Here is a 15643-nt window from a genome sequence, read left to right on the forward strand (position 1 = left end):
GTAGGACCAACCACGGCACAGTCGCCGAAGAGCCGCCTGCCGCGTGGCTGTCCTAGGGAAGAGACGAACATGGTCACCTATCGCCTTGCCGCACTGCTGGGCAGCGCCGCGCTGCTGGCCGGCTGCGCCGCGAACGAGGGGGCGCCGAACGCCCTGGCCCTGGTGACCGACACGGCCACGACGGCGCCCGCACACGTCGGCAACTTCATGCTGGTGGACCAGAACCTGGTCGCCCACGAGCTCTACCGTATGGGCAGCGGGCCGGCGGTGGTGATCGTCACCCAGGCCAACGGGGATTCGGTCATCCGGGCCTCCGCGGCGCAGGTGAACCGTCTCGCCGAGACCTACGGGCCCAAGGGCGTCGAGGTCGTCATGCTGAACCCGACCGCCAAGGACACCCTGGAAGGGGTCCAGGCCGAGGTCCAGAAGGCGGGCTTCAAGGTTCCGGTGATGATGGACAACAACCAGCTGATCGGGGAGTCGCTCGGCGTCACCCGTTCGGCCGAGGCGGTGGTGATCAACCCCAGGACCTGGCAGGTGGTCTACCGCGGCGCCCTGGGTGGCGCGCCGGACGCCATTGACGCGCTGGTCGCGGGACGGCCGGTGAGCGTCGCGGGCGCAGCGTCCAAGGGGGCGCCGATCGCCTTCGCGAAGCGCAACAGCGGCAAGCTGACCTATGTGAAGGACGTGGCGCCGATCCTAGAGGCGCGCTGCGTCGCCTGCCACAGCCCCGGCGGCATCGGTCCGTTCGCCATGACCTCCTACGACATGGTCAAGGGCTTCGCCCCCATGATCCGCGAGGTGATCCGCACCGACCGGATGCCGCCCTATGCCGCGGACCCGCGGGTGGGCCACTTCTCCGATTCCAAGAACCTGACGCCCGCCGAGATCAAGACGCTGGTCCACTGGGTGGAAGCGGGCGCGCCGCGCGGCGAGGGCTCCGATCCCCTGGCGGTGAAGAAGATCGCCGCGCCGGAATGGCCGCTGGGCAAGCCGGACCTGATCCTGAAGGTGCCGTCCTACAAGGTGCCGGCCTCCGGGACGGTGGACTACCAGCGTCCGTTCACGGTCAACACCGAGACGGAGGGCCGCTGGATCCGGGCGACGGCCGTCAAGCCGGGCGACCGGCGCGCGGTGCACCACCTGCTCTCCGGCTGGATGAAGGAGGCTCCGAAGAACGGCGTCTCCTCCGAAGGCAACTGGCGCAACTCGGTCGGCCGCTACGCGGTGGGCTCGGAAGCCGACGTCTACACCGGCGACGTGGGCACCTACCTGCCGCCGGGCGGGGCGGTGGGCTTCCAGATGCACTACACGCCCTACGGCAAGGAGGCGGTCGACGCCTCCGAGGTGGGCATCTACTTCCGGAAGGACCCGCCCAAGTACATCATGCGCCAGGTGGCGATCAGCGATCCCACGATCACCATCCCGCCGAACACCGCCTACCACGAGGAGCAGGCCTACCTGGAGTTCCCGAAGGAGGCGCTGCTCTACTCGGCCTTCGTGCACGCCCACTACCGCGCCACGGCCTCGGACCTGTGGATCCAGTACGCCGACGGCAAGAAGAAGCTGCTGCTCTCCATGCCGCGCTACGACTTCAACTGGCAGCGGGCCTACACCTTCGCCGAGCCCGTGAAGGTGCCGGCCGGCGCGCGGCTGATCGCCCGCTACTGGTACGACAACTCCAAGCGCAACCCGGCCAACCCGGACCCCAAGATCCAGGTCACCTGGGGCGAGCAGAGCCACGAGGAGATGCTGTTCACCCAGATCGAGTTCCGCTGGATGGACGAGACGGCCGCCCAGCAGATCGACTCCGACGCCCGCTTCCAGGACACCCGGCTGCTCGGCGCCATGGACGACAACCTCGACGGCAAGGTCCAGAAGGCCGAGCTGCGCGGCCAGTTCGGGAAGAACCTGGCCCCGCGTTTCGAGATGATCGACGCCAACAAGGACGGGGCCATCGACAAGCTCGAAATGAACGAGGCGATGAAGGCGATGCAGTCGCAGCGCCGCCGCGCCGAGGCCTCGCCGGCAGCTGCCGCGGGCCGTTAGACGAAAGGTTGGGCCGCCCCGCGAGGGGCGGCCTTGCCGGCTCAGTAGAAGTTGAGCTCGTTGCTGTTGAAATTGGTCACCCCGACGAGGACGATGCCGTCGCCGTTGCCGAGGTTGATCAAGGTGTCGCCGTCGCTCTCGACGACTTCGTAGTCCTTGGTCCCGGCCTTCTTGATCCAGATCTGGTCGCCCTGGTCGGCGTGATAGTCGTAGATTACGTCCCAGCCGCCGTTCTGCTCGATGATGAACCGGTCGGCGCCGAGGCCGCCGGTCAGCCAGTCGGTGCCGGTGCCGCCAACGATGGTGTCGTTGCCGTCGCCCCCGTCGATGATGTCGCTGCCGTGAACCCCTTCGGCGGTGTCGTCGCCCCCGTTGCCGTAGATCGTGTCATCGGACGAGTAGCCCACCAGCCACTCCCCTTGGTCCGTGCCGTAAAGCGTATGCTTCCACTCGCCCTGATTGGGCTGCCAGTTCGCCATGAGCTCATTCCGATTGTCTGTGAGCGCGTCCCTCGCGCCCGAACACAACTGGCGAGCGCCCCGTACCCTTCCTTCAAAGTATTGCGATGTCGGCAGCGCTTGACGGGCTCAAAGCTTTTCGTTCCGAGCGCGACCTTGGCGGCGGGCCGCGGCGGCCGGTTGGCTTACCCCACGGCGCCGTCATACATTTGTTCGGACGCGCGGAAGCCGCGCACCAGATCCTTGAGGAGCATCCGAGATGGCCGAGGCCGCCTACATCGTCGCCGCAACCCGCACAGCCGGGGGCCGCAAGGGAGGGCGCCTGCGCGAATGGCACCCGGCCGACCTGGGCGCAGTGGTGCTGAACGAGCTCGTTGACCGCACCGGCGTCGACCCCGAGCGGGTCGAGGACGTGGTCATGGGCTGCGTCATGCAGGTGGGCGAGCAGGCCACCAACATCGCGCGCAACGCGGTGCTGGCCTCGAAGCTGCCGGAGAGCGTGCCGGGCACCTCGGTGGACCGCCAGTGCGGCTCGTCCCAGCAGGCCCTGCACTTCGCCGCCCAGGCGGTGATGAGCGGCACCCAGGACGTGGTGATCGCCGCCGGCGTCGAGAGCATGACGCGCGTGCCGATGGGCCTGTCCGTCACCCTGCCGTTCAAGGAAGGGTTCGGCGGCCCGAAGAGCCCGCGGATGGAAGACCGCTACCCGAATATCCAGTTCAGCCAGTTCATGGGCGCCGAGATGGTCGCCGAGAAGTACGGGCTGACCAAGGACCAGCTGGACGAGTACGGCTACCGGTCCCACCAGCGGGCGATCGCCGCCACCCAGGCCGGCGCCTTCAAGGACGAGATCATCGCCGTCGACGGCAAGGACAAGGAAGGCGCCTCGGTCCGCCACGACAGCGACGAGGGCATCCGCTTCGACGTCTCCATGGAAGGCATGCGCGGCGTGAAGCTGCTGAAGGAAGGCGGCGCCATCACCGCGGCGACCTCGAGCCAGATCTGCGACGGCGCCTCGGGCGTGATGATCGTCTCGGAGAAGGCGCTGAAGGAGCTGGGCCTCACGCCGATGGCCCGCATCCACCACCTGTCGCTGCTCGGCCACGACCCGGTGATCATGCTGGAAGCCCCGATCCCGGCGACCGAGCGAGCCTTGAAGAAGGCCGGCATGAGCGTCGACGACATCGACCTGTTCGAGGTCAACGAGGCCTTCGCCTCGGTGCCGGTGGCCTGGCTGAACACCCTGGGCGCCGACCCGGAAAAGCTGAACGTCAACGGCGGCGCCATCGCGCTCGGCCACCCGCTGGGCGCCTCGGGCACCAAGCTGATGACCACGCTGATCTACGCCCTGAGGAACCGCGGCAAGAAGTGGGGCCTGCAGACCATGTGCGAAGGCGGCGGCATGGCCAATGTGACCATCGTGGAAGCGCTCTAGCGGCGCACCCATTGGCGTTTCGAGGGCCCCGCCTCCACCGAGGCGGGGCCTTTTCCTGTCAGCTTCAGCTCAGCGCCAGGCGCAGGGCCGCGCCCCGGAAGGCGTTCATGAGGCGCAGCGCCTCGGGGTCCGGGCGGTTCTCTCCCCAGTCGGCATTGAACACGTAGGCCAGGGTCGCGCCGGCGTTGGGGAAGCTCATGACATGGGCGGCGAAGCCGGCGGTGGCGCCGTCGTGGTGGTAGTACCGCCGGCCCTGCGCCTCGCCGATCATCATGCCCAGGCCGTACGCCGGCTTGGCCTCCGACCCGTCGCGCAGCTTCGTCGGCGCCAGCATGGCTTCCAGGCTGGCGGGCTTCAGGACGCGGCCGGCGAACAGCGCCTCCTGCCACACGCACAGCTCCTCGGCGGTCGACCGGATGTTGCCGGCCCCCTTGCCCCAGGTCCCGCTGACAAAGCTGTTGTTGCGGAAGCGCCCCGCCGCCGCCCTGTCGATCAGATACCCCTGGACCCGGCCCGGGACCACGTCGGCGCGGTCGTCCGGGGCGGTGTGCAAGAGGCCGAGGGGCCCGGTGATCTTCTCCCGCAGCAGCTCGGCATAGGTTCGGCCGCTCGTCCGCTCCAGCACCTGCGCCAGGAGGACGTAGCCGGTGTTGGAATAGGCGGCGGCCGTACCGGGCTCCGTCTTCAGTACCTCCTTGGGGGAGCGCATCAGGGCGAGCAACTCGTCGTCGGTGTAGTCGCGGCGCGCGCGATTGAGCAGGCCGCGGATGTCGTCCGTGTCGGTGAAGTTCCACAGGCCGGAGGTGTGGTTGAGCAGCTGGCGCAGGGTGATCCGCCGGCCTTTCGGGAAGCCCGGCGCCGTTCGAGCGTATCGTCCAGGCTCAGCCGCCCCTCTTCGGCGAGCAACAGAACGAGGGCGGCCGTGAAGGTTTTGGTCACCGAGGCGACGCGACAGACGGAGGCGGGGGTCATCGCCGCGCCATGTTCCAGGTTGGCGAAGCCGAAGCCTCGGGAGACGACGGTGCGGCCCTGCTTTCGCACGCAGACCTGCAGCCCGGCGGTGAGGCGGTCGCGGACCAGCCTCTCGGCGGCGGCCTCAAGGGCGTCCGAGCCGGGGACGGCCGCGGCGGGCGCCTGCTGGGCTTGGGCCGGCGCTGCGGCTGCCGCAAGCAGGGCCGCCATGGCGGCGCGTCGAGTCGGGACGGGCAGCAGGCTCACCGGGCAAGCCTGTGGGCGAGGCGCGCGCTGTCCCAGCGCCAGAAGCACTCAAGGAAGGTGGCGACCACGGCGAGGCCGGTGAGTTGAACCACGTAGTCGGACGGGGGCTGCGGCGGGGGGACGCCTATGAGGAAGGACACCAGCGCCAGCAGCCCCACGGCGGCTATGGCGGCGAGGGCCGCCCGCGTCTGGGCGAAGGCCACCACCCAGGTCGTGTAGAAGAGGATCGCGCCAAGCCCTGCCATGAGGGCGTATCGGAGGGCGGCGCTCACGATGGTGATCTCACCGACTTGCTCGAGCTGCGCGGCCGGCAGCGCGAGGGCGCAGGCTCCGGGCGCGCCCCCCAGGAGCTCGATCTTGGCGCAGAAGCCGCCCAGCGGGGCGATCAGGTGGAAGGCCCCGAACCCGATGACCGTGATGGCCAAGGTGAGGCGCGAGAGCAACACAGCGACGGCCGGCAGCGTCAGGCGCATGCGCAGAGCGGCCCAAAGACCGCCCGAGGCGAAGGCCAGCGCCTGCGGAGGGTCCGCGATGTGCTCCACCTCGGCCGCGAGAGCGCGGGCGTGATCGGGGCGGACGTCGGCCAGCAGGCGCGCGGCTTGGCGTACGACGGCGCGGGCGAACCTGTGGGTCATGTAGCCAGTCCTTGGTGTGCGCAGGGCGCCGCGTCGGCGGTCCACTGGTGGGCGAAGGCCATTCCCTTGCTGGTCAGGCGGTACGCGTGGCGAGCGGGACGACCCGGCGTTTCCGACGGGAGCCATTCCGACTCCAGGAGGCCATCGCGGGCCCAGCGGTCGAGCAGGGGGTAGAGCGTCCCCGCGCCGACGCGGGTCGCCTTGGTGAGGTCGTAGCCGTGCCGCCAGCCGGGCGACGTCGCCAGCAGGGCGGCGAGCAGGCGCTGGGCGGCCGGGGAGGGGCGTCGTGTGCGCGTCATGCGCTTCATACTCGATATATATCGAGCTAGAGTCAAGCGGGCTCGGCTTGCGTCGCACCGCGGGCTTGTCGCATCTAGGCTGCGACAAGCGGGAGGGCGCGATGGCGGGGCGTGTGGCGGCGATCACGGGGGCGTTCGGCGTCCTGGGCTCGGCGGTCGCGCGGGCGGCGCAGGCGCAGGGCTACTGGCTGGCGCTGATCGACTATGCCCAGGACGGTCCGACGACAGAGGGCGCGCTGGCCCTGGGCGGGGTGGACCTCACCGACGCGGTGCAGGCGGGCGCGGCCATGGACGCTGTGGCCGACCGGTTCGGCGGGATCGACGCCCTGCTGAACATCGCCGGCGGCTTCGCCTGGGAGACCCTGCAGGAAGGCTCCATCGACAGGTGGCCGGCCATGTACCGGCTGAACGTGCTCACCGCCGCCAACGCCAGCCGGGCGGCCATCCCGCACCTGAAGCGCTCGGCGGCGGGGCGGATCGTGAACGTGGGCTCGAACGCGGCGCTGAAGGCGGGGCTCGGGATGGGGGCCTACGCGGCAGCGAAAGCCGGGGTGCATGCGCTCACCCAGGCGCTCGCGGAGGAACTGAAGGACGAGGGGGTGACGGTGAACGCCGTGCTGCCGTCGATCATCGACACGCCCGCCAACCGGGCCGACATGCCCAAGGCCGACCCGGCCAAGTGGGTGGCGCCCGACGACCTCGCCGCTGTGATCCTGTTCCTGGCGAGCGAAGAGGCGAGGGCGGTCACCGGCGCCCTCGTGCCGGTGACGGGAAGGGTCTAGGCCGCCAGGTCTGGCTTCTGGTCGGCGAAGTGCTTCCACTCCGCTTCGGGCAGGCGCCAGTAGACGCCGGCCTCGCGGGCCAGCATGCGCGCGCCGATCAGCTCGCGGCGCAGGGTGGCGCTGTCCCAGTGGCGCTGCTGGAGGATCTCGTTGACCTCGGCTTCGGCGTAGCGGCGGCCGTTCTCGAAGCGGGCGGCGAGCCACTTCAGGACCACCCAGCGCTTGCGCCGGGCCGCGGGGATGGACTTCAGCTTGCCTTCGGCGTCGACGAAGGCGGCCATAACGCGGCCCTCCCAGTCGATCTCAGGCGCCATCGCGGCGGCGTCCTGGTCGAGGAGCTTGCGGTTCATCTCGGCCAGCGCGCCGGGCTTGAGCGCATGCCAGCGCATGACGCCTTCGGGGCGCACGTCGATGAGGCCGAGCGCCTTCAGGACGGCCAGGTGATGGGAGACGGTCGGCTCCTTGAGCTGCAGGGTCTCGGCGAGCTCCTGGACCGTGCGCTCGCGCTGGGCCAGCAGGCCCACGATGCGCAGGCGGCTCTCGTTGGCCATGGCCTTGAAGAAGGCGAGCAGGGGGCTGAGGTCGGGATCAGGCATGATGGGCGTCTAATTAGACAAACATCGAAATAGACGCAAGCGTGGCCCGGGCGCCGCACGGCGCCGCTGAAACACGGCGTACAACGAACGTCGGTAGCTAAAGAGCACGAACGGTCGCAAAAAGGCCGAAGCGCGAGGGGGAGGGGCTGCTTCGATGAGCGCCTGGCTGATGATCGCCGCGGCCCTGCAGCCGGTGGCCGTGCAGACGGCTGCGCCCGCGCCGGCGGCGCCGGCTGAGCGCGGGATCACCGCCTATCCGCCGGCCTTCTTCGCCGAGGCCCAGCCGGTCAGCGCTTACGACATGGTGATCCGCCTTCCGGGCTTCACCTTCGACAAGGGCCAGCAGATCCGAGGCCTCGCGGGGGCCGGCGGCAACGTGCTGATCGACGGCCAGCCGCCGGTCGCCAAGAACGACGCGCTCGACGAGATCCTAAAGCGCATCCCCGCCCAGTCGGTGGAGCGCATCGAGCTGATCCGCGGCGGGGCGCCTGGCATCGACATGGAGGGCAAGTCGGTGCTCGCCAATGTGGTGCGCCGGCAGACGGCCGGCTTCCGCGCCGCGATCGCGCCCACCGCCAACTTCCTCTACGACCACCGGGTGCTGCTGTCGTTCCGCGGGGAGGCGCAGTGGCGCTGGCCCGGCGGACGGTCGGCCGAGCTCGCGCAGGTCTACGGCAAGGGCCCCAACGAGGAACTCGGGGACGGGACCCGCATCCGCTACAACGCCGACGGCACGGTGCGCCTGCGCTCGAACGTCGACGCCGATTCCGGCGGCCAGCGCATCTGGACCACCGGCGCCTACGAGCAGCCGCTGGTGGGCGGTCGCGTCCGGCTCACCGGCGCCCTGATGTTCAACCCCAGCTATGTGGAGATCTACGACCGCTTCGAAGGCGGCGGGATGGAGTACGAGTACGACCGCGTCGACCGCCGGCAGGTGGAACTGGGCGTCCGCTATTCGCGGCCGCTCGCGTCCTGGCTCGGCTTCGAGGGGATCGGCTTCCGGCAGGAGAACCGCGGCGTCACCACCGTGCATTTCGAGGCGCCCGGCCTGGTGCGTGACTTCAGGCTCCACCGGGAAGGCCAGGAGAGCGTCGGGCGGGCCACCTTCAAGATCCGCCAGTCGCCGACCCTGACCTACGAGCTCTCCGCGGAGGGCGCGCTCAACAGGCTCGACAGCGAGACGGACCTCACCGTCAACGGCGCCGCCCTGCGGGTGCCGGCCGCCGACGTGCAGATCGAGGAGCAGCGCGCGGAGCTGCAGTTCCGCGGCTCCTGGCGGGCCAGCGAGAAGCTGACGGTGGAGGCGGGGCTGCGGCAGGAGCAGTCGGAGATCACCTCCACCGGCGACGTGGCGCTGGAGAACAGCTTCCGGTTCACGAAGCCTCGGCTGGCCGCCACCTGGAACCCGACTTCGACCGACCAGCTGCGGCTGCGCGTCGAGCGGGAAGTCAGCCAACTGGTGTTCGACGACTTCGTGGCGGGCTCGGCGGTGGCCTCCACGGGCGTGGTGACCTCCGGCAACCCGGACCTGCGGCCGCAGCAGGCCTGGGTCTACGAAGCGGCCTACGAGCGCCGGTTCTGGGGCGCAGGGGCCGTGGTGCTGACCGTCCGGTACTTCGACCTGACCGATGTGGTGGACCGCATCCCGATCTTCGGCGTTCCGCCGACGCCCCTGGCGCCCGCGCCGATCCTGGCCGATGCGCCGGGCAACATCGGGCCGGGGACCAAGCTGGAGTACGTCGCCAGCATCACCCTGCCCTTGGAGCGTCTGGGGCTTTCGGGCGCCCAGTTCCGCGGGCAGGTGGCCCGGCGCGAGACGTCGGTAACCGACCCGGTCACGGGGCTGGATCGGGAAATCTCCTCCATGCGCTACGACGGGGTGCGCGAGCCTGGGCCGCTGTCGCCAATCGTCTGGGACGCCCACTTCACCCAGGACCTGCCGCGGTGGCGGGCGGTGTGGGGGATCGACGCGATCGGCGCCTTCCGCGAGACGGCGTACCGGCTGAGCGAGGTCGAGACCAAGAAGATGTCCACCCAGGTGCTGGCCTTCTACGAATGGAAGGCGCGGCCCGACATCACCCTGCGCGTGGAGGCCCAGGCCTTCAACCAGCGCAACGCCAAGCGCATCCGCGAGGCGTACTTCGGCCCCCGGAACCTGGGCTTGCTGAACTACGTGGACGTGCGCGACCTGGAGTGGGGCGGGAGCCTGTTCTTCCGGTTCCGGAAGGCGTTTGGGGGGTGACCTGCCAGCTCCCCCGACGCGGCAGCATCGACGGGAGGCGACCCTCTGGCGACGGGCTTCGCATGCAGTCCGCCTCCCGCCATCGCTGCCGCAAGGGAGGCGGCAGGGCCCGCGCCATCGCCGCCGGTCACGAGCGCTGGAGGACCGCCACCGACTCGCCCAGCCGCCGGTCGAGCTTCTCGCGAGCGTCCTGGGTCAGCGCCGGCCCCAGGCGAGCGGCGCCCTCACGCAGCTCCACCAGGCGTTCGAGGAACAGCTGGCGGCGCGCGACGCCCACCGGACGGAAGCCGAGGTTCCTGGGCACTGCGAAGGTCAGGCCGGCGTTGACGCCCGGGTGCTCGGAGCTGGCCGGCAGGCGCGCCAGCGCCGTCGCCGCCGCTGCGCATCCCTCCATCAGCTCCACGGAGACATTCATCAGACGGCGCTGATCGTCAGGGTCGTCGCAGGCGAAGGTCTGGCTCAGGACCTGCAGCATGAAGCCATAGAGGGCGTTGCCCAGGTCGACGAGGCTGGCGGCCGGCTCCTGCGTGATCCAGACCCGCTGCAAGCCTTCGGCGGGCTTGCGCATGACCGGGTCGTGGGCGGCAGGCCAGGCGGGCTGGAAGGCGGGCGCCTCCGCGGACAGGGCCGCCCACTCGTCACGGATCGCGGAGAAGCGGTCGAAGTGGCTCTCGGTCGCCGCGGAGGTCCCGGCGGAGCCTTCGCCCTCTTCCTTGATCCAGGCGACGGCGGAGAGCGCGGCCTCCAGACTGGTGATCCGCGCGACGTTGGGCAGCCGGGCGGTCTCGGCGTCGAGCTGGCGGACGCCGCTGCGGTCGATGAGCTGCGCCTCGCCGTGGCGTTCGCAGAGCCGGCGCAGCCCATGCGAGATGGAGTCGTAGAGCGCGCCCACGGTCTCGTAGTCGGCGGCGGACGGCGTCAGGCCACCGCGCCGGGCCTTGCGCTCCACATCCGCCGGCTCGAAGCCGGGGGCGTCGTCGAGGGCGTGATGGTCGGCGCGCTCCAGGAAGATGAAATGGTCCAGCGTCTCGCGGCTGAAGGGCGTCAGGCGCACCACGACGCCGGCCGGGTGGTATCCGGGCGCAAGCGGCAGGTTGGCGCGGTCGAAGTGCGGAGCGCCGCCCACGGCCACCAGCAGGTTGTTGACGGTCGCGAGGTGGGCCATCTCCTCGAGCGCCACCTTGACGATGGTTTTGCGCCAGCGCTCGACGGCGTCTGCTTGTCTGTGGGTGAGGTCCGGGTCCCCCGGCCGCTTCAGGCTGAAGGCGGCGTAGAGATACGAGCAGAGAAGATTGTGCTCGATCTGCGCGGCCTCAGTAAGGACGTGGATGAGGTGTTCGCGGGTCTCGATCATGCGGGCGGCGCGCTTAGGGTCGGGCGAGGAATCTTTCGAGTTCGTCGGAGCCACCGATGCGCTCGCCGTCGACGAAAACCTGTGGCGTGGTGGAGACGCCCTGCTCGGCCTCGAACGCGTCGACCTCCGCGCGCGTGCCGAGGATGTGCTCCTCCACCTCGAAGCCGTGTTCGTCGAGGAGGGCCTTGGCCTTCACGCCGAACGGACAGGTGTGGTCAGGCGTCACCATCCGGTAGAGCGTGGCGCGGCGTGTGGCGGTCATTCGAAGCCCCTGGTTGTCATGCGAGTAGCCGTAACCGCCCGCGATGGGGTGCGTTCCGCAGGTTAGCCAAAGGCGCGATCGGGCTAGTGGGACGTCGGTCGGCGACGGCGGGCGGCCGAGAACCAGGATCGAGAGGGGGCAGGGGGGCCCGGCGCCAGCAGGTCCGCGCGCGTCACCGTGAAGATGCACCGCCCATCAAGGTGCAGCTCCAGCGATATCCGGCGAGGGTCGGAGAGCAGGTGAGCACGCGCCAGGTCGCAAGCGCGCTCGAGGTCGGCGACCATGAACCAGCTGACCTCCTGCTCCGCGGACCGCTCGTCGAGGGTGCGGCACTCAAAGGATTGCACGGGGGGCCCCTTCGCCGGGCCTGCTGCAATTGGAAGGACCTTCCCCGCGGCCGGTCACGGGCGGCCGTTGGTGATCACGGCCACCGGGACGCCGCCGTAGGTCTGGGTGATGGAGACGGCCGCCCCGCCTGACTGGAGGACGTTCAGGTCCAGGAGACCCGCGCCTTCCTGCGCCCACTTCAGCTTGTTGTTGTCGCCGGTCTGGGCCGCCGTCATGGCGTTGTCCTCGCCCTGCTGGGAGAGGTCGGCGCGGTTGGCGGAGCCCTCCTGAGTGAGCGCCAGTGCGTTGCGTTCGCCCGATTGGGACAGCACCGCCTCGTTCGCCCCGGGCCCGATCTGCCTGAGCTCGATGCGGTTGCCGGCGCCGGCCTGGCCGGAGCGCATCGCCTGGGCGCCGCCGGTCTGCTGGACGGTGGTGTCGTTGGCCGCGCCGTCCTGCACGGCTTCGGCGGAGGACTGCGGGCCCGCCTGATCGATGCGGGTGGTGTTTGCGTCGCCCTGCTGCACCACACGCGCCCGGGCGCCCGGTCCGCCGGACTGGGTGACGACGGCGCGGTTTCCGACGCCCACCTGATCCACGTAGACCGAGCCCGGCGCAGCAGCGGCGGCGCCGCCGAGGATGACCAGACCGGTCGCAAGAAGAGGCGCTCGCATGAGGGAAGCCTTCCGTTGAGGAGGAGCCGGCCGGCGCCGAACGGCGCCGGCCGGTCCGAAGCCTTACTGGTTGATCACGGCCACGTTGTTGGAGCCGCTCTGGCCGATGTTGGCCGAGTTGCCATCCGACGCCTGGCTGATTTGGGCATTGTTGTTGTAGCCCGACTGGTTGATCCCGGCCGTGTTGTCGTTCCCGCTCTGGGAGATCGACGCGAGCAGCAGCTCGCCGGACTGGGTGATCTCTGCCGTGTTGCGGTCCCCGGACTGGTTGATCGTGGCGCTGTTGTCGCCTTCCTGCTGGTCGATGGTGGCGGAGTTGCCGTTGCCGTCTTCCGTCTGGTTCACGGTGGCGTCGGAGTTGCTGGCGCCGACCCGCTGATTGACCATGGAGGAGTTGTCGTAGCCCACCTGCTGGATGTAGGCGGACTGGCCGTTGCCCTGCTGGTCCACCATCGAGACGTTTTCGCCGACCTGGCTGATCTGGGCGACGCTCGATCCGTTCTGGGTGACGGTGGAGCGGTTGTAGAGGCTGTCGCCGTTGGTGTCGCCGAGGCCGTCGCGCGAGGTGCTGTCCTGGCTCACCGTGACCGAGCCGGGGCCGGACTGCTGCACGTCCGACGAGTTGTAGTCGCCCTGCTGGTTCACACCCCAGGTCAGCGGATTGTTGTTGCCGTCGCTCGTGCCCACCCGGCCGTCGTCGCCCGACTGGTTGACGTTGGAGGTGTTGAAATCGCCGTTCTGGTTGACGGTGGCCTGGTTACGGTTGCCACTCTGGTACACGGTCGAGGTGCTGTCGTCGTTCTGGTTCACGTTGGCGCGGTGGGAGCCGCCTTCGCCGCTGTTCTGCACGATGTTGCTGTCAGAGCTATCGCCAGACTGGGTGTTGGTCGCCCGGTTGTAGTCGCTGGTCTGGTCGATCCGGGAAGTGCCGCCGGTCGCGGCGGTCTGGTTGATGGCGGCGTTGTTGTTGTTCCCGGGCTGCTGCACCTGGGCGGTGTTCATCCCCTGGGCGGACGCGGCGCCGGCGAGCAGGAGGGCAGCGGCCGAAACCGATGCGAAGATTGAGCGCTTCATGTAATATCCATTCGCTTGGAGTGAGCCCGGTGACCCTCGCAGGAGATGCCGGGCGGACGACTTGGGTCGGTTAGATGCATGTGCGCTCGGCCGCGGCCCCTAGGGGTCGCTCGAGCGGGCAGGATCGTCTCTGCCGGTCGATCCCTGCGGTCGGGGCTGGAACCCCGGCCGCCGGGGTTCTCTTCAGCCCGGTCCGCGCGACGCCATGACGGTCTCGCGCTTGGCGGACGAAGAGGTGATCGCTTTCGCAGGCGTCGAGGCCTGGCGCTTCGGCGCGGCCGCCGGTTGGGGCGCCAGTCGCGCCGCCTGCATATCTTCCGCCGAATAGAGGCCGTCGCGCTCCTGGCGGTAGCGGTGCAGGAACGGCCAGCCGGCGTCGCGGTCGGCAAAGGTCCAGAGGCCAAGGTCGACCCCTTCGAGAACCAGGCCGTAGACGGCCTTTTCGATCGCCTGCTGGAGGGCCAGCTGGTCGGGCTCGTTGGTGGTGAACCCGGCCTCTGCCTGGAGCAACTCCTTGAAGCCGACGTACTTGAAGGCGTTGGCCCCCACCTGGAACGAGGCGATGGTCTTGGAGGTGGTCACCGAGGTGAGGACCTCGCCGGTCTTCACCGAGACGGCGCGGAGGTAGACCGTCACCGTATCCTGGCGGTACTGGGTGGACGCGCTGATCCCCAGGAAGCCCGCGCCGGCGCCGCCGGTGACCGTGTTGGTGTCATAGCCGATCACGCCGCCTTCCAGCAGCACGCCGGCAAACAGCAGGGCGGGCAAGGCGCCGGCGTTCGTCGACTTTTCGCCCAGGTAGCGCTCGCGCATGTCGCGGATGATCTGGCGTTCCTGCAGCAGGTTCTTGAGCTGCTCGCGCTCGACCACGGTGAACCAGCGCCGCGCGCCTGCGTCCTGCAGCGACTTCACGAGCATGGAGCTGGAACCCTGCGTCACCGCGCGCGACAGCGTTTGGCCCAGGTCGCTCGGCTTGAACTGTCCGGTCTGGTCGCTGAAGGCGTAGACGGCGACCGCCACGGGCGCCGACGGCGGCGGCAGCTTCGAGAGCTGCTTCTGAACGGGACTGGGCGCGGTGAACACCGGCAGCTTCGAGATCTCCGCCTTGCGCGGGCCGATGGCGCAGCCGCCGAGCGCCATGGCGGCCGCGGCGAGGAGGAGCGCGGCGCGCATCAACCCACCTTCACGAAGGTGGGCACCTCGATGCGGGTGACTTCCCCGCTCGCAGCGTCGCTGATGGTAAGGAGCACCGACTCCAGCCCCCGCAGGAAGGTGATCGTCTGGCCGCCGAACGTGATGGTGCCGCTCTCCTGCGGGTTCTCGCCGAAGATCGCCTCGGTGACCTGGTTGGCGAGGGCGGACAGCAGGCGCGACTGGAGTTGGCTGGCGAACAGGCTGGCCTGGCTTTGGCCCGGCCGGATGGCGTTGGGATCCTTGAACTCGTTCTGGGCGCCGGCGATGGCCAGCAGGTGGGGCGAGTTGAAGGGGCTGCCGCCGAAGCTCGGATCAACCGGCGTGTGGACCAGGTCCTGGGCTGCGGCTGAGCCCGTGCACACGACAGCACAGAGCGAGCCCAGTAGAAGTAATCGCATTTAAGCCCCGCCGCGCGGAACCTGCGTCCGACCCGGTGGCCGGGTGCGTCAATTTGTCCGCGTCGAGAACTAAGTACGCCGGTGTGCTGACGAATGCACGCGGAATATTTATTTAGGAGAGATCAACTCGTCCGCACGTCTGTTTAAGCTTAAGCATAGCTGCGTGTGGAGACGCAAATACAAGCTTGACTATTTGGCGTGTACTTAGAATTGCGGTGTTCGCGGTCGGGTTGAGTTAGGGGGCGGCACGCCGTGGCGTGCAGCGACGCCGCGCCCTGCTCAGTGGTCCTTATCGACCTGGCGGTGCATCTCGTCGGACTTCTTGTCGGCGGCGTTCTCGACCGCGTCGGCCTGTTTGTTGAGGGCGGTTTCCTGGGCTTCGTTGGAGGTGGCGGCGGCCTGGCGTTCGAGGGCGTCGGCCTGGCGTTCGCCGGCGGCGTCGACGGCGTTGGCCTCGCGGTGGGCGGCGTCCTCGGCGGGGCCGCTGCAGGCGGCGAGCGCAAGGGCGGCGACGGCGGCGAAGGCGGGAACGATGGCGCGCATGGGATCTCCAGGAGGTGGCTTTCCCCTTGCAACGCACGTCTCGCCGAAACGCCCAACGGCGGGGTGGCGGACCGGCGCTGATGCCCCGATGATACGGGTACAG

18 protein-coding genes are annotated in these 15643 nt (G+C 69.4%); 4 read left to right on the plus strand and 14 right to left on the minus strand.

Features of this window, described 5'->3' with window-relative positions:
• Nucleotides 1-69: 69 nt before the first annotated feature.
• A complete protein-coding gene (locus VIL76_RS07635) occupies nt 70-2049 on the plus strand; it encodes a redoxin family protein (RefSeq protein ID WP_332044406.1) in 1980 nt (659 codons plus the stop codon).
• 41 nt (nt 2050-2090) lie between these two features.
• Here the strand turns inward: VIL76_RS07635 and VIL76_RS07640 are convergent, their stop codons facing one another.
• Entirely contained in the window at nt 2091-2528 is a 438-nt protein-coding gene (locus tag VIL76_RS07640) for a calcium-binding protein (RefSeq protein WP_332044407.1), read from the minus strand.
• Nucleotides 2529-2766: 238 nt separating this feature from the next.
• Between VIL76_RS07640 and VIL76_RS07645 the strand changes: the two genes are divergently transcribed.
• Nucleotides 2767-3942: an acetyl-CoA C-acetyltransferase gene (locus VIL76_RS07645; protein WP_332044408.1), complete on the plus strand. Its 1176-nt coding sequence runs from the start codon at nt 2767-2769 to the stop codon at nt 3940-3942.
• 64 nt (nt 3943-4006) lie between these two features.
• On the opposite strand, the gene VIL76_RS07650 is transcribed toward VIL76_RS07645, so the two are convergent.
• The 4 genes from VIL76_RS07650 to VIL76_RS07665 are packed head-to-tail and all read right to left on the minus strand — an operon-like array spanning nt 4007 to nt 6094.
• Complete coding sequence (locus VIL76_RS07650; RefSeq protein ID WP_332044549.1) at nt 4007-4768, minus strand: serine hydrolase domain-containing protein; 762 nt, start codon at nt 4766-4768, stop codon at nt 4007-4009.
• The gene (locus VIL76_RS07655; protein WP_332044409.1) at nt 4651-5160 is read right to left on the minus strand and encodes a serine hydrolase domain-containing protein; all 510 of its coding nucleotides are present in this window, start codon (nt 5158-5160) and stop codon (nt 4651-4653) included. The genes VIL76_RS07650 and VIL76_RS07655 overlap by 118 nt, the downstream gene beginning before the upstream one ends.
• Nucleotides 5157-5795, minus strand: a complete 639-nt coding sequence (locus tag VIL76_RS07660; RefSeq protein ID WP_332044410.1) for a hypothetical protein — start codon at nt 5793-5795, stop codon at nt 5157-5159. The genes VIL76_RS07655 and VIL76_RS07660 overlap by 4 nt, the downstream gene beginning before the upstream one ends.
• A complete protein-coding gene (locus VIL76_RS07665; protein WP_332044411.1) occupies nt 5792-6094 on the minus strand; it encodes a PadR family transcriptional regulator in 303 nt (100 codons plus the stop codon). The genes VIL76_RS07660 and VIL76_RS07665 overlap by 4 nt, the downstream gene beginning before the upstream one ends.
• A gap of 101 nt (nt 6095-6195) precedes the next feature.
• Here VIL76_RS07665 and VIL76_RS07670 point away from each other — a divergent pair, with 101 nt between their 5' ends.
• Nucleotides 6196-6876 carry an SDR family NAD(P)-dependent oxidoreductase gene (locus tag VIL76_RS07670; protein WP_332044412.1) on the plus strand — a complete coding sequence of 227 codons (681 nt, stop codon included), beginning with the start codon at nt 6196-6198 and terminating at the stop codon, nt 6874-6876.
• On the opposite strand, the gene VIL76_RS07675 is transcribed toward VIL76_RS07670, so the two are convergent.
• Nucleotides 6873-7472 carry a metalloregulator ArsR/SmtB family transcription factor gene (locus VIL76_RS07675; RefSeq protein ID WP_332044413.1) on the minus strand — a complete coding sequence of 200 codons (600 nt, stop codon included), beginning with the start codon at nt 7470-7472 and terminating at the stop codon, nt 6873-6875. The genes VIL76_RS07670 and VIL76_RS07675 overlap by 4 nt on opposite strands.
• 154 nt (nt 7473-7626) lie before the next feature.
• Here VIL76_RS07675 and VIL76_RS07680 point away from each other — a divergent pair, with 154 nt between their 5' ends.
• On the plus strand, nt 7627-9714 hold the full coding sequence (locus tag VIL76_RS07680; RefSeq protein ID WP_332044414.1) for a TonB-dependent receptor plug domain-containing protein: 2088 nt from the start codon (nt 7627-7629) through the stop codon (nt 9712-9714).
• A 127-nt stretch (nt 9715-9841) separates the two neighbouring features.
• Here VIL76_RS07680 and VIL76_RS07685 read toward each other — a convergent pair whose 3' ends face one another.
• From VIL76_RS07685 to VIL76_RS07720, 8 genes are all read right to left on the minus strand, one after another.
• Nucleotides 9842-11068, minus strand: coding sequence for a ferritin-like protein (locus tag VIL76_RS07685; RefSeq protein ID WP_332044415.1), 1227 nt, complete (start codon nt 11066-11068; stop codon nt 9842-9844).
• 13 nt (nt 11069-11081) lie between these two features.
• Entirely contained in the window at nt 11082-11330 is a 249-nt protein-coding gene (locus VIL76_RS07690; RefSeq protein WP_332044416.1) for a glutaredoxin domain-containing protein, read from the minus strand.
• Between the two features lie 83 nt (nt 11331-11413).
• Nucleotides 11414-11677 carry a hypothetical protein gene (locus tag VIL76_RS07695; RefSeq protein ID WP_332044417.1) on the minus strand — a complete coding sequence of 88 codons (264 nt, stop codon included), beginning with the start codon at nt 11675-11677 and terminating at the stop codon, nt 11414-11416.
• A 54-nt stretch (nt 11678-11731) separates the two neighbouring features.
• Nucleotides 11732-12331 (minus strand): hypothetical protein, encoded by a 600-nt coding sequence (locus VIL76_RS07700; RefSeq protein ID WP_332044418.1) that lies wholly within the window; start codon nt 12329-12331, stop codon nt 11732-11734.
• A gap of 63 nt (nt 12332-12394) precedes the next feature.
• Nucleotides 12395-13405 carry a hypothetical protein gene (locus VIL76_RS07705; RefSeq protein ID WP_332044419.1) on the minus strand — a complete coding sequence of 337 codons (1011 nt, stop codon included), beginning with the start codon at nt 13403-13405 and terminating at the stop codon, nt 12395-12397.
• A gap of 183 nt (nt 13406-13588) precedes the next feature.
• Nucleotides 13589-14578, minus strand: a complete 990-nt coding sequence (locus tag VIL76_RS07710; protein WP_332044420.1) for a CsgG/HfaB family protein — start codon at nt 14576-14578, stop codon at nt 13589-13591.
• Nucleotides 14578-14997: a curli assembly protein CsgF gene (locus VIL76_RS07715; RefSeq protein WP_332044421.1), complete on the minus strand. Its 420-nt coding sequence runs from the start codon at nt 14995-14997 to the stop codon at nt 14578-14580. Before VIL76_RS07715 ends, VIL76_RS07710 begins: the two co-directional genes overlap by 1 nt.
• A 279-nt stretch (nt 14998-15276) precedes the next feature.
• Nucleotides 15277-15540, minus strand: a complete 264-nt coding sequence (locus VIL76_RS07720; RefSeq protein WP_332044422.1) for a hypothetical protein — start codon at nt 15538-15540, stop codon at nt 15277-15279.
• Nucleotides 15541-15643 lie beyond the last annotated feature (103 nt).

The sequence above is a fragment of the Phenylobacterium sp. genome, assembly GCF_036563285.1.
In the GTDB taxonomy this organism is placed as follows: Bacteria; Pseudomonadota; Alphaproteobacteria; order Caulobacterales; family Caulobacteraceae; genus Phenylobacterium.